Source organism: Streptomyces sp. Ru73 (assembly GCF_002920575.1).
In the GTDB taxonomy this organism is placed as follows: domain Bacteria; phylum Actinomycetota; class Actinomycetes; order Streptomycetales; family Streptomycetaceae; genus Streptomyces.
Genome location: NZ_PQSQ01000034.1, coordinates 1 through 13,766, shown reverse-complemented (window position 1 = coordinate 13,766; position 13,766 = coordinate 1). Strand labels below are relative to the sequence as shown.

Below are 13,766 nucleotides of genomic sequence, written 5' to 3'. Positions count from 1 at the left end.
AACATCGTTCACCGATGGTTCACGGCTGGTCCACAGATCTTCCCGGTAGCTTGGGTGACCCGAAGAGACTTCAGGAGGGTGGCTGTGGCTGATCTGTCGCAGATCGTGAAGGCGTACGACGTGCGCGGTGTGGTCCCCGACCAGTGGGACGAGACCCTGGCCGAGCTGTTCGGGGCGGCCTTCGTCCGGGTCACCGAGGCGGACGCGATCGTCATCGGGCACGACATGCGCCCCTCCTCGCCGGGCCTGGCCCGCGCGTTCGCCCGCGGTGCCGCCGCGCGCGGGGCCGACGTCACCGAGATCGGGCTGTGCTCGACCGACGAGCTGTACTACGCGAGCGGCGCGCTGGGCCTGCCCGGCGCGATGTTCACCGCCTCGCACAACCCGGCCCAGTACAACGGCATCAAGATGTGCCGGGCCGGCGCCGCGCCCATCGGCCAGGACACCGGCCTCGCCGACATCCGGGCCCTGGTGGAGGAGTGGATGGAGGGCGGCGCGCCCGAGCCGGTCGCCGAGACCGGCTCCATCACCCAGCGCGACGTGCTGGGCGACTACGCCGCCCACCTGCGCTCCCTGGTGGACCTGGTGCACATCCGCCCGCTGAAGGTCGTGGTGGACGCGGGCAACGGCATGGGCGGCCACACCGTCCCCACCGTGCTCCAGGGCCTGCCGGTCGAGCTGGACCCGATGTACTTCGAGCTGGACGGCACGTTCCCGAACCACGAGGCCAACCCGCTGGACCCGAAGAACATCGTCGACCTCCAGGCCCGCGTCCGGGAGACCGGCGCCGACATCGGCCTGGCCTTCGACGGGGACGCCGACCGCTGCTTCGTCGTCGACGAGAACGGCGACCCGGTGTCGCCCTCGGCCGTCACCGCCCTGGTGGCCTCGCGCGAGCTGGCCAAGGAGCCCGGCGCCACGGTGATCCACAACTGCATCACCTCCTGGTCGGTGCCCGAGGTCGTCAAGGAGAGCGGCGGCAAGCCGGTCCGCACCCGGGTCGGCCACTCCTTCATCAAGGCCGAGATGGCCAGGACCGGCGCGATCTTCGGCGGCGAGCACTCCGCGCACTACTACTTCCGCGACTTCTGGAACGCCGACACCGGCATGCTCGCCGCCCTGCACGTCCTCGCGGCGCTCGGCGGCCAGGACGGCCCGCTCTCGGGCCTGGTCGCCCAGTACGACCGGTACGCGGCCTCCGGCGAGATCAACAGCACCGTCGACGACCAGGCCGGCCGGCTCGCCGCCATCAAGGAGGCCTACGAGGGCCGCGAGGGCGTGGAGCTGGACGAACTGGACGGCCTGACCGTCACCGCCGCCGACTGGTGGTTCAACCTCCGCCCCTCCAACACCGAGCCGCTGCTCCGCCTGAACGCCGAGGCGCGCGACGCGGCCACCGTCGACCGGGTACGGGACGAGGTCCTGGCCATCGTCCGCGGCTGACCCGGGCACGCGCACGGAAGCGGGCCGGCGACGGGTGCGAGGAGCACGCGCGCCGGCCCCGCCGTTCCGCTGGGCGGCGGGCCGGCCCACCCCCGCCCACCGGCCGAAAGACGCCCAGCACCGCCACCCGGCGGTACGCTGACGAGGCGAAACACCTCACCACTTGGAAGGGGCCGCCACCGTGCCGGTCGAAGCCAGCCTCCTCGAGATCCTCGCCTGCCCGGCGTGCCACGCCCCGCTCGCGGACAAGTCCGCCGACGACCCCGCCGAGCTGGTCTGCACCGGCACCGGCTGCGGTCTCGCCTACCCCGTGCGCGACGGCATCCCCGTCCTCCTCGTGGACGAGGCCCGCAAGCCGGCCTGACCCCCCGGGGCGGCGGCCGCTCCGACCGGCCCGCCCGGCGACCGGAAGGCAGCATCACCATGCTCGACGAGTCACTTCTCGACGCCCCCGAGGCCCTGGCCGAGGCGGACCGGTACGGCCTGCTGCGTGCCGTGGCCGAGTCCGGCGCCCGCGTCCGCACCGCGGCCCGCAACGCCGCCGAGGCGGGGATACCGGACCTCGCGCCCGACGGCCGCCCCCGCACCGTCCTGGTCGCGGGCCCCGGCCCCGCCGCGCCCTGCGTCGCCGACCTCTTCGGCGCGCTCGGCGGCGGCAGCTGCCCGGTCACGCTGATCCGGCCCACCGGCGTCGCCCCCGAGCCCGGCGCGCTGCGCTGGGCCCTGCCCGGCTGGACCGGCCCGCTCGACCTGCTGCTCGTCGCGGCCCCCGACGGCGCCGACGCCGGCCTCGCCGAGCTGATCGAGAACGCCTACCGCCGGGGCTGCTCCGTCGTGGGCGTCACCCCGGCCGGCAGCCCGCTCGCCGACGCCATCGAGCAGGCACGCGGCCTTGCCGTACCGCTCGCCACCACCCCGTACGACGGCGAGTTCGACGTCGAGGGCGCGCCGCCCGCCGCACCCGGCACCCTCTGGTCGCTGCTCACCCCGCTGCTGGCGCTCGCCGACCGGATCGGGCTGCTTGCGGCCCCGCCCGACGAGCTGGCGCGGCTCGCCGACAAGCTCGACGAGATCGCGGCCCAGTGCGGCCCGGCCACCGCCACGTACGGCAACCCCGCCAAGACCCTCGCCGCCGAGCTCGCCGACAGCCTCCCGCTGATCTGGACCGAGGGCACGGTCGCGGGCGCCGTCGGCCGCCACTTCGCGACCGTACTGACCGGCCTCGCGGGCCGCCCCGCGCTCGCCGCCGAACTTCCCGAAGCACTCACCGCGCACCGCATGCTGCTGGCCGGAGCGCTGGCCGCCGGCGCCGACCCGGACGACTTCTTCCGCGACCGGGTCGAACAGCCCGAGGCGCTGCACGCCCGCGCCCTGCTGCTGCGTGAGGGCCCGCCGGGACCGCTGTCCGCGGCCCCCGCCGCCCGCGACCTCGCCCTCGAACAGGACACGCCGGTCAGCGAGCTGGCGGCGGACGAGGGCGGCAGCCCCCTGGAGAACGCCGCACAGCTCCTCGCCACCACCGATTTCGCCGCCGTTTACCTGGCGCTCGCCGGAGCCGAGGGATCATGAGGCGGGGCGGTGCGCGGTGTCCCAGCGGGCCGCCGCCGTGCCGCTCCGCCGCCCGCCCGGCCGCCGTCCCCGACCCCTACCGATTCCACCAGGAGCCCGCCCGCCATGGACCGCCTCACCAACACCGTGCGCCCCTACGCCTGGGGCTCCACCACCGCGATCCCTTACCTCCTCGGCGTCGAGCCGACCGGTGAGCCGCAGGCGGAGATGTGGATGGGCGCCCACCCCGGCGCGCCGTCCCGCGTCGACCGGGGCATCGGCCCGCAGTCCCTGGCGGAGATCATCGACGAGGGCCCCGAGGACGAGCTCGGCCCCGACGCCGTACGCGCCTTCGGGCCCCGCCTGCCCTTCCTGCTGAAGCTGCTCGCGGCCGGCTCGCCGCTCTCCCTCCAGGTCCACCCCGACCGCACGCAGGCCGAGGCGGGCTTCGCCGACGAGGAGCGGCGCGGCGTCCCGATCGACGCGCCGCACCGCAACTACAAGGACGCCAACCACAAGCCCGAGCTGATCTGCGCGCTCACCCCCTTCGACGGCCTGTGCGGCTTCCGGCACCCCGCCGAGGCCGCCGACCTGCTCGCCGGCCTCGGCGTCGACAGCCTCAAGCCGTACGTCGACATCCTGCGCGCCGGCCCCGAGGAGGACGCGCTGCGCGAGGTCCTCACCGCCGTCCTCACCGCCGACAAGCACGCCATGGCCGAGACGGTCGGCGAGGCCACCGCCGCCGCCGAACGCCTGGGCAAGGCCGACGGCCCGCACGCCGGGTCCTACGCCGCGTACGCCGCGATCGCCCATCACTACCCGGGCGACCCCGGCGTGATCGCCGCGATGCTGCTCAACTACGTGACGCTGCAGCCCGGCGAGGCCCTCTTCCTCGGCGCCGGCATCCCGCACGCCTACCTCAACGGCCTCGGCGTCGAGCTGATGGCCAACTCCGACAACGTCCTGCGCTGCGGCCTCACCCCGAAGCACGTGGACGTCCCCGAACTGCTGCGCATCGTCCGCTTCGAGGCGGGCGACGCGGGCGTGCTGCGCCCCGAGGCCGGCCCGTCGGGCGAGGAGGTCTACGAGACGCCCATCGACGAATTCCGGCTCTCGCGGTACGTCCTGGCCCCCGGCGCCGCGCCCGCGCCGCTGCCGAGCCGCACGCCGCAGATCCTGCTCTGCACCGCCGGCTCCGTCGTCCTGCGCAACGCCGAGAGCGCGGCGGGCCCGGCCGGCCAACTGTCGCTCGCGCCCGGTGAGTCCGCCTTCGTCCCGGCCGGGGAGGACGTCACGGCGGGCGGTGAGGGCACGCTCTTCCGCGCCACGGTCGTCGTCTGAGCGCGGGCGCTCCCGTGCCACGGCCGCCGTCCGGACGCGGGGTCTCCCGCGTCACGGTGGTCACCCGGTGCACGCCTGCGTCACGGGTGCGACAATGACCATCCCCATTGGGTTAAAGGGGCGGTAAAGCCCGGTCGACGGAAGGGATATGCGGCACTCATGAGTGCATCAGGTGGCACCAAGGCCATCGTCGCGGCGCTGGGCGCCAATCTGGCCATCGCCGTAGCGAAGTTCGTGGCGTTCGCCTTCAGCGGTTCGTCCTCCATGCTGGCCGAGGGCGTGCACTCGATCGCCGACTCCGGCAACCAGGGCCTGCTGCTGCTCGGCGGGAAGAAGGCCAAGCGCGCCGCCACCGAGGAGCACCCCTTCGGGTACGGCCGCGAGCGCTACATCTACGGCTTCCTCGTCTCCATCGTCCTCTTCACCATCGGCGGCGTCTTCGCGCTGTACGAGGGCTGGGAGAAGATCCAGCACCCGCACGACCTGGAGCACTGGTACTGGCCGGTGGGCGTCCTGGTCTTCGCGATCGTCGCCGAGGGCTACTCCTTCACCACGGCCATCAAGGAGTCGAACTCCCTGCGCGGCCAGCAGTCCTGGGCCCAGTTCGTCCGCCGCGCCAAGGCCCCCGAGCTGCCCGTCGTCCTCCTGGAGGACTTCGGCGCGCTCGTCGGCCTGGTGCTCGCGCTGCTCGGCGTCTCCCTCACCCTGATCACCGGCGACGCGATCTGGGACGGCATCGGCACGATGTGCATCGGCGCCCTGCTCGTGCTGATCGCCCTGATCCTGGCGGCCGAGACCAAGTCCCTCCTCCTGGGCGAGGCGGCGGGCGCCGACCAGGTCGCCAAGATCCGTGCGGCCATCGTCGACGGCGACACCGTCACCCGCGTCATCCACATGCGCACCCTCCACCTCGGCCCCGAGGAACTGCTGGTCGCCGCGAAGATCGCGGTCCAGCACGACGACACGGCCACGGAGGTCGCCGACGCGATCAACGCGGCGGAGGACCGCATCCGCGCCGCCGTGCCGATCGCCCGCGTCATCTACCTGGAGCCGGACATCTACTCGGCGGAGGCCGCGGCCTCGGGCAGCCCGGTACCGGGCGTCTGACCAGGCTCTCGCGAAGCGGGCCCCGCACTCAGTGGTGCTGAGTGCGGGGCCCGCTTTCTTCTGCCGCCGTTCGCTTGCTGGATCTCGTTACTGGATCTCGGTGAGTACGGCCATGATCCCGTCGGCATCCGGCGCCGCCTGCAGCCGCGCCCGGAAGTCCGGGTCCATCAGCTTCCGCGACAGCAGCGCGAGGATCCGCAGGTGCTCGTCGCCCGCCGCGGCCTCCGGTACCGAGATCATGAAGACCAGCTTCGCGAGCGTGCCGTCCAGCGACCCCCAGTCGATGCCCTCGGCGGACCGCGCGAACCCGACGACCGGCGCCGTCACCGCGTCCGTCTTGGCGTGCGGGATCGCGATCTCCTCACCGAGCCCGGTGGTGCCCTGCGCCTCCCGCGCGAGCGCCACCCGCACCAGCTCGTCCACGTCCGCGACCTTCCCGGCCCCGGCCGCGAGCTCCGCCATCTCCCGGATCGCCGCCTCCTTCTCCGTGGCGTCCAGCTGCACCTTCACGGTGGCGGGGGTGAGGTAACCGGAGAGGACGGCGGGCGCGGGGGCATCGGCCGCGTCCGCGGCGCGGGGAGCCGCTGCGCCGGCGCCCGTACCGACCTTCGCGCCGGCGTCGGGGGCGGTGTCCGCTCCGGCCTCGGGGCCGGTGTCCGCGTCGGCCTTGGGGCCGGTCTTCGCGTCGTCTTCCGTGCGCGCGTCGGTACGGGAGCCCGGTGCGGCGGCCGTACGGGCTTCCTCAGCGGTGGCCCGGTCCGTCGGGGCCGGTGCGCCCGCGTCCTGCGCTGCCGTACGGGCCGAGCCCTGCGCCGCCGTACCGACCGCACCCGCAGCCGTCGCACCCGCGGCGGACGCGCCCCCGGCGGTCGCCCCCGTCAGGGCCGGCTCCGGAGCGGACACTCCGGCGTCCTCCTTGGCGCCTCCGGTGCCCCGCGCGCCCCCGCGCCGCTCCGCCATCGACATCAGCGTCACCGTGCACAGCGCGGTGACGACCGTACCCGCAGCGACGGCCACGAAGAACATCGCGATGCCGCCCACCGCGCCCAGCACGGCCACGATCGGCCCGCCGTGCGGCACGTTGTCCGTCACCCCGGCCAGACCGGCGATCGCACCGGCCACCGCGCCGCCGGCCATGTTCGACGGAATGATCCGGGCGGGCCGGGCCGCCGCGAACGGGATCGCGCCCTCCGTGATGCCGAAGCACCCCATGAACAGCGCCGCGAGCCCCGTCTCACGCTCCTGGTCGTCGTAGAGCCGGCGGCGCACCAGCGTCGCCAGGCCCTGCCCGAGCGGCGGCACCGGAATGGCCGCCGCGCACATACCCATGATCTCGGGGTTCTTGGAGACCAGGCCCGCGCCGAAGAGGAACGCCGTCTTGTTGACAGGCCCGCCCATGTCGAACGCGATCATGAGCCCGAGGAGCACCCCGAGCAGGGCCGCGCTCGATCCCGTGAGCCCGCCCAGCCAGCTCGTCAGGTGCTCGAACACCCAGGAGATCGGCCGCCCGATGACGTAGATGAAGAACAGGCCCAGCGCCGTCGTCGCCACGATCGGGATCACGATGATCGGCATGATCGGCTGGACGAACTTCGGGACCCGGACCTTCTTGATCCACAGGACCAGGTATCCGGCGAGGAAGCCGGTGACGATCGCCCCGATGAAGCCCGCGCCCGACTTGGAGTCGTACAGCGCGCCCGTATTGGCGATCCAGCCACCGATCATGCCCGGTACCAGCGCGGGCCGGTCCCCGATCGCGTACGCGATGTACCCGGACAGGATCGGCACCATCAGCGTGAAGCCGATCGTCCCGATGTCGTTGACGTGCTTCCAGAACGAGCCGTCGGGGATGACGAGTCCGCCGTCGGCCTGCGGATGGCCGCCCAGTGCCAGTGAGACGGCGATGAGCAGCCCGCCCACGACCACGAACGGAATCATGTAGCTGACGCCGTTCATCAGCGCCTTGTACGCGACGCTGCGCTCCCGGCCACCGCCGCTCCCGCCGCCGGCCGCGCCCGCGGAACCCGTACCGGCCGTGCCGCCGCCGGCCCCCGCCGCGGTGCCGTCCGCGCCGTACACCGGCGCGCTGCGTACCCGCTCGATCAGCTGCTCGGGGTGGTGGATGCCCTCGGCCACCCCGACCACGACGACGCGCTTACCGACGAACCGGGCGCGGTCGACGTCCTTGTCCGCCGCGATGATGATCCCGTCGGCGTCCCTGACATCGTTGTCAGACAGAACGTTCTCGGCCCCGATCGACCCCTGCGTCTCCACCTTCATCTCGTGCCCGAGCGCCTCGGCGGCCTGCGCCAGCTTCTCGGCGGCCATGTACGTGTGGGCGATGCCCGTCGGGCAGGCGGTCACGGCGAGCAGCCGCAGCCGCTCCCCGCCCCGGGCACCTTCGGGCGCCGCGGCCCGCGCGCCCTCGGAAGCCGCGCCTCCGGACCCCGCGCCGCCGGGCCCCGCACCCTCAGGGGGCTCCGCTGAACTGCTGGTCACGTCACTCTCCTCACAAAGTCCGCGCAAGATCGTGCAAGTGTTCCCGCGCACTCCGATCCTGCATCACGAACCCCACCCCTCCAACCCGCCACCACACCCCTCACCCACAACACTCACCCCACTGCCGCCCGCGCCCTGTCCCTGACCGGCGACCGGCGCCGCGGCTCGTCCTGCCCCGTATCGCAGCGGAGTCCCTGTCCCGCGAGGCGACCTGTGCCCGGTTCGCGCCACGACCGCTTCCCTGCCCCCCGCCGATCCACCCGCACCCGCCCCCGACACGCGCCGCGCACCCGTGTGTGACGCGCCGCACCCTTCCGGAGGGGCTGGGGTTCACTGGGCCGATCGGTGTAGATTCGTGACCAGTGCCAGACGTCGCTGCTGATGGCGGTCGGGCGGCCCGCAGCGCGGACCGGCCGAGGGAGAGAGGGCCTCCGACGGACTGCGTGCTGCGGCCAGGGGACAGGTATGTCCAGGGCGGGTGCCTCCCGGTTCGATCACGTCCCGGTGAGGAACGCGCCGGGTGACGGCCATGTCCAGGTGATCCGTCCGGACCAGCCATGTCCGGTACGGGGTGTCCGTACGGCGCCCGAAGCGCGCCTGCGTACCCGCTCACCCACCCCGCCTGCCCGCGCCGCAGACTGCCGACCGCAACCACCCTCCGACCACCGGGGAGCAGCCCGACATGACGACAGCAGCCATCGGTCAGGACTTCAAGGTCGCCGACCTTTCCCTGGCCGCCTTCGGCCGCAAGGAGATCACCCTCGCCGAGCACGAGATGCCCGGCCTGATGGCGATCCGCAAGGAGTACGCGGACCAGCAGCCGCTGGCCGGCGCCCGGATCACCGGCTCGCTGCACATGACCGTGCAGACCGCCGTCCTGATCGAGACCCTGGTCGCGCTGGGCGCCGAGGTCCGCTGGGCCTCCTGCAACATCTTCTCCACCCAGGACCACGCCGCCGCGGCCATCGCCGTCGGCCCGAACGGCACCCCCGACGATCCCCAGGGCGTCCCGGTCTTCGCCTGGAAGGGCGAGACCCTGGAGGAGTACTGGTGGTGCACCGAGCAGGCCCTGACCTGGCCGAACTCGCCCACCGGCGGCCCGAACATGATCCTGGACGACGGCGGTGACGCCACCCTCCTGGTCCACAAGGGCGTCGAGTACGAGAAGGCCGGCAAGGCCCCCTCGGTCGACACCGCCGAGAGCGACGAGCACCGCGCCATCCTGGAGCTGCTCAACCGCACCCTCGCCGAGTCCCCGCAGAAGTGGACCCGCCTCGCCTCGGAGATCCGCGGCGTGACCGAGGAGACCACCACCGGCGTGCACCGCCTGTACGAGATGCAGCGCGACGGCGTGCTCCTCTTCCCGGCGATCAACGTCAACGACGCCGTCACCAAGTCGAAGTTCGACAACAAGTACGGCTGCCGGCACTCGCTGGTGGACGGCATCAACCGCGCCACCGACGTCCTCATCGGCGGCAAGACCGCCGTGGTCTGCGGCTACGGCGACGTGGGCAAGGGCTGCGCCGAGTCGCTGCGCGGCCAGGGCGCCCGCGTGATCGTCACCGAGATCGACCCGATCTGCGCGCTCCAGGCGGCGATGGACGGCTACCAGGTCACCACGCTGGACGAGGTCGTCGAGACCGCCGACATCTTCATCACCACGACCGGCAACAAGGACATCATCATGGCCTCGGACATGGCCAAGATGAAGCACCAGGCGATCGTGGGCAACATCGGCCACTTCGACAACGAGATCGACATGGCCGGTCTCGCGCAGATCCCGGGCATCGTCAAGGACGAGGTCAAGCCCCAGGTGCACACCTGGACCTTCCCCGACGGCAAGGTCCTGATCGTGCTGTCCGAGGGCCGCCTCCTGAACCTCGGCAACGCCACCGGCCACCCGTCCTTCGTGATGTCCAACTCCTTCGCGGACCAGACGCTGGCCCAGATCGAGCTGTTCACCAAGCCCGAGCAGTACCCGACCGACGTCTACGTCCTGCCGAAGCACCTGGACGAGAAGGTCGCCCGCCTCCACCTGGACGCGCTGGGCGTCAAGCTCACCACCCTCCGCCCGGAGCAGGCCGCCTACATCGGCGTCGAGGTCGAGGGCCCCTACAAGCCCGACCACTACCGCTACTGAGCCGCGGCACCGACCGCCCCGGTACCGCCCCGGCACGCCTTCGCGGTACCTGGCGGCACCCCGCGGCACGCCGTGACGCCGCCCGGTGATCACCGCCGTACGCGTCACGCAGTCAGCCGGTGAACCAGGCCCCCGTCCTCCCCGGGCGGGGGCCTGGCCCGCGCCCGGGCTTGCGTAGCCTCGACGGCAGTCCCTTCGCGGGAACGACTGACGGAACCATCGAAGGACCCCCATGCCCCGCGGCCGCTATTCGCTGCACGATCCGCACGATCACACCCCCCTCGGTGAAGAGCACTTCCACTGCGCCACCGGCCCCTCCGGCTGGCGTTACGTCTCGCAGATCACCACCCCCTCCGGCGACCACGCGGGCTCCGTCGACCTCACCCTCGACGACCTCGGCCGCCCCATCCGCCTCGAACTCCACGCCGCGTCCTGGCAGGTACGCGGCGCCGCACTCGAAGGCGTCACCTGGGTACGGTCCGACCCCTCCGGCACGCACGCCACCGAGGGCAACGTCGCCGCCCACGCCTTCACCGGCGCGTCCCCCGCCTTCCTCGTGGCCACCGCCCGGCTGCTGCGCCCCGCCCACGGCTCCGGAGCCGTCCGCACCCGCCTGGTGGCCTTCACACCCCCCGTCCTCGCACCCCGCACCCTCGACCAGTCCTGGGCCCTGATGAACAGGACAGCACACGCCACTGACAACGGCCCGCTGACCGTGGACGAGTACCAGGTCAACGACCTGGAGACCGGCGAACAGCACGCCGTCCACCTCGCCGGCGACGTCGTCCTCTCCGCCCCCGGCATCGAGCTCGAAAACCTCGAATCCCCGCCGTCGACGTTCCCGACCGAGGCGGACCCGACGTTCTGACCGCCCGTCCCGTCCCGCCCCGGGCACGACCTGGCGCGGCCCGCGCGAAGCCGCCCGGCACGACCTGACACGGCCCGCGGGCAGCTGCCCGGCGCCGTACTGGCCCTTCCCGCACCGCCGCCTTACGCGGGCGGCGCGAACCCCGTCCTGCGCCCGGGCTCCGCCGTACGGTCGTCCGGTCCCGCCGCGCGCCCCGGTCCCGCCGTACGGCCCGATCCGGCCCCCGCTGAGCTCTCCGCCGAGGAGACAACAGCCGAGGAGGCAACGGGAGCCACCGGCGCCACCGGCGGTACGTCGGACGCCGCCGGCGCCCCACCCGGCGTCGCCCACGGGCCCGTACCCGTCGCCGCCGAAGGCACCGCCGCCGAGGGCACCGCCGGCGCGGGCCCCGGCGACGCACTCGCCGCCACCGGCCCCGGCACCGCTCCCTGCCCGGCGCCCTCCCCACCGAAGGCGCGCCGCGCTTCCCGCCCCTGCCGCTCGAACACCACCGCCGACAGATAGGCGACCGGGTGCACGTCCTGCGGCGGCGCGGCTCCCGTCCACCCCACGAAGTCCTCGGTCAGCCGCCCCGCCAGCCGCCAGCCGGCCTGCGGATCCAGCTGCCCCGCCCGCGCCAGGAACTGCCGCACGGCCAGCCACCAGCTGTCCGGCACCCGCGACAGGTCCAGCGCACCGAGCTGCCCCATCAGCCACGGCGGCGGAGGCGGCAGCGCCGGCGACCCGCCCCGTGGCACGGGTATCCGCTCCCGTACGACGACGGTGCCCGCGAACACGTCCCCGAGCCGCCGCCCGCGCGCCGACACCAGCGACGCGATACAGGCCACGACCCCCATCGTCAGCACGATCTCGATGGCCCCGAGCGCCCCGCGCACCAGCGCGTGCCGGAACCGCACCGGGCCGCCGTCCTCGCGCACCACCCGTAGCCCGCACGCGAGCTTCCCCAGCGAGCGGCCGTGGCTCAGCGTCTCGACGACGATCGGGATGCCGATCAGTACGAGTACGAAGGCCGCGACCGACAGCGCCGCTACCGCGGCCGGGTCCAGCGAGCCCGTCGCGGCGAACAGCGCGATGGAGACGGCGATGTAGGCCGCCCACGCCACGGTGAGGTCGATCAGGACCGCCAGCGCCCGGCTCGGCAGCCTGGCCGGCCGCAGCCCGAGGACGACCGCCTCACCCGTCACCAGCTCGTTCATCCCCGCCGTCCTCCTCGCCCGCGTCGCCGCCACCCCGTTGCCGGCACCGCCAGTCTGCCAAGCCGATACGACAATGGGACCGGTACGTTCATCATGAGCACCAGGACCGTCACCACGGGGGCGAGGAGCGCTACCGAATGGACCTCGATGTCTTCGTCACCGCGCACCGCACCGAGTGGGACCGCCTCGAGACACTCGTACGCCGCAAGCGCCGCCTCTCGGGTGCCGAGGCCGACGAACTGATCGCCCTCTACCAGCGCGCCACGACCCACCTGTCGCTGCTGCAGTCCACCGCACCGGACCCCGCCGTGACCGCCCGGCTGACCTCCCTGGTCGCGCGCGCTCGCAGCGCCGTCACGGGGGCACGCAAGGCCTCCTGGCGGGACGCCGCCCGCTTCTTCACGACCGCGTTCCCCGCCGCGCTCTACCGGCTGCGCCACTGGTGGATACCGACCGCGGTCCTCTCCACGGTGGTCGCCGCCCTCATCGGGTGGTGGATCGCGGCCCACCCGGAGGTGCAGGCGTCCATCGGGGCTCCCGAAGCCCTGCGCGAGATGACCAAGCCGGGCGGTGAGTACGAGACGTACTACTCGAGCCACCCCGCCGCGGCCTTCGCGGCCCAGGTCTGGACGAACAACGCCCAGACCGCCGCCCTGTGCCTGGTGCTCGGCGCCTTCCTGTGCGTCCCCGTCCTCTGGGTCCTCTTCCAGAACATGCTCAACGTGGGCGTCGGCATCGGGCTGATGGCCTCCGCCGGCCGCCTCTCCACCTTCCTCGGGCTGATCCTTCCGCACGGCCTCCTGGAGCTGACCGCCGTCTTCGTCGCCGGCGGCGTGGGCCTGAAGCTCGGCTGGACCGTCGTCGACCCGGGACCGCGCACCCGCCGCGAAGCCCTCGCACAGGAGGGCCGCGCGGCACTCGGCGTCGCCCTGGGACTGGCCGCCGTACTCCTCGTCTCCGGAGCCATCGAAGGCTTCGTCACCCCGTCAGGGCTGCCCACCTGGCTCCGCATCGGCATCGGAGTCGTCGCCGAACTGGCCTTCCTGGCGTACGTCTACGGCCCCGGCCGCCGTGCAGTGCGCGCGGGGGAGACCGGCGACATCGAGGACGCGGACCGCGCCGCCTCGGTGCCGACCGCCGCCTGACCTGCGCTCACGGCGCTACAGAGGGCCGGATGTGCATCGGGCACCCCCGAGCTGCTAATCTCCTCTTCACCCCAGGAAACCCGTTGACACGGACGACTGGGGGAGGTAGATTCGAACGGTTGCCAGGGAGCTGGACAAGCCCCTCTGTGATGGTTAAGATCTACTGCGCTCCGGTCGGAATTCAATTCGATGGAGCCCTTCCGAATCCTTATCGGGAACGCTGAGCCGATCAAATCGGCGAAAACGCTTCTGATAAAGTCGGAACAGCCGAAAGGCAAGGCCAATCCAAAGGCCACCGGAAACAAAATTCGAGTCGGAAACGACACGGACGAGGATCTGGTAAAGTCGGAACCGCCGAAAGGGAAAGCCCGCAAGGGCCGAACCGGAAAGCGAACCCCGCTCCAACAGGGGGCCGGATCACGAAAAACGATCTGGTAAGGTTGGAAACACCGAAGGGAAGCGCCCGGAGGAAAGCCCGA

At 72.8% G+C, this 13,766-nt stretch carries 10 protein-coding genes; 8 read left to right on the top strand and 2 right to left on the bottom strand.

Features of this window, described 5'->3' with window-relative positions; all coding sequences use genetic code 11:
* The first annotated feature begins 84 nt into the window (after window positions 1-84).
* From C3486_RS16945 to C3486_RS16925, 5 genes are all read left to right on the top strand, one after another.
* On the top strand, window positions 85-1,443 hold the full coding sequence (locus tag C3486_RS16945) for a phosphomannomutase/phosphoglucomutase (RefSeq protein WP_103833541.1): 1,359 nt from the start codon (window positions 85-87) through the stop codon (window positions 1,441-1,443).
* A 181-nt stretch (window positions 1,444-1,624) separates the two neighbouring features.
* Window positions 1,625-1,807 carry a Trm112 family protein gene (locus C3486_RS16940; RefSeq protein WP_052869224.1) on the top strand — a complete coding sequence of 61 codons (183 nt, stop codon included), beginning with the start codon at window positions 1,625-1,627 and terminating at the stop codon, window positions 1,805-1,807.
* 59 nt (window positions 1,808-1,866) lie between these two features.
* Window positions 1,867-3,012, top strand: a complete 1,146-nt coding sequence (locus C3486_RS16935) for an SIS domain-containing protein (protein WP_103833540.1) — start codon at window positions 1,867-1,869, stop codon at window positions 3,010-3,012.
* Window positions 3,013-3,117: 105 nt separating this feature from the next.
* On the top strand, window positions 3,118-4,332 hold the full coding sequence (gene manA / locus C3486_RS16930; RefSeq protein ID WP_103833539.1) for a mannose-6-phosphate isomerase, class I: 1,215 nt from the start codon (window positions 3,118-3,120) through the stop codon (window positions 4,330-4,332).
* A gap of 159 nt (window positions 4,333-4,491) precedes the next feature.
* The gene (locus C3486_RS16925; protein WP_103833538.1) at window positions 4,492-5,439 is read left to right on the top strand and encodes a cation diffusion facilitator family transporter; all 948 of its coding nucleotides are present in this window, start codon (window positions 4,492-4,494) and stop codon (window positions 5,437-5,439) included.
* Between the two features lie 87 nt (window positions 5,440-5,526).
* Here the strand turns inward: C3486_RS16925 and C3486_RS16920 are convergent, their stop codons facing one another.
* On the bottom strand, window positions 5,527-7,803 hold the full coding sequence (locus C3486_RS16920) for a fructose-specific PTS transporter subunit EIIC (RefSeq protein ID WP_181138580.1): 2,277 nt from the start codon (window positions 7,801-7,803) through the stop codon (window positions 5,527-5,529).
* Between the two features lie 817 nt (window positions 7,804-8,620).
* Here C3486_RS16920 and ahcY point away from each other — a divergent pair.
* Both ahcY and C3486_RS16910 read left to right on the top strand, forming a co-directional pair.
* Window positions 8,621-10,078 (top strand): adenosylhomocysteinase, encoded by a 1,458-nt coding sequence (gene ahcY / locus C3486_RS16915; protein WP_103833536.1) that lies wholly within the window; start codon window positions 8,621-8,623, stop codon window positions 10,076-10,078.
* A gap of 232 nt (window positions 10,079-10,310) precedes the next feature.
* Window positions 10,311-10,946 carry a hypothetical protein gene (locus C3486_RS16910; RefSeq protein WP_103833535.1) on the top strand — a complete coding sequence of 212 codons (636 nt, stop codon included), beginning with the start codon at window positions 10,311-10,313 and terminating at the stop codon, window positions 10,944-10,946.
* A 122-nt stretch (window positions 10,947-11,068) separates the two neighbouring features.
* Here C3486_RS16910 and C3486_RS16905 read toward each other — a convergent pair whose 3' ends face one another.
* Window positions 11,069-12,142: an RDD family protein gene (locus tag C3486_RS16905; RefSeq protein ID WP_103833534.1), complete on the bottom strand. Its 1,074-nt coding sequence runs from the start codon at window positions 12,140-12,142 to the stop codon at window positions 11,069-11,071.
* Window positions 12,143-12,279: 137 nt separating this feature from the next.
* On the opposite strand from C3486_RS16905, the gene C3486_RS16900 reads away from it, so the two are divergent.
* Window positions 12,280-13,287, top strand: coding sequence for a stage II sporulation protein M (locus tag C3486_RS16900; protein WP_103833533.1), 1,008 nt, complete (start codon window positions 12,280-12,282; stop codon window positions 13,285-13,287).
* Window positions 13,288-13,766: the final 479 nt, after the last annotated feature.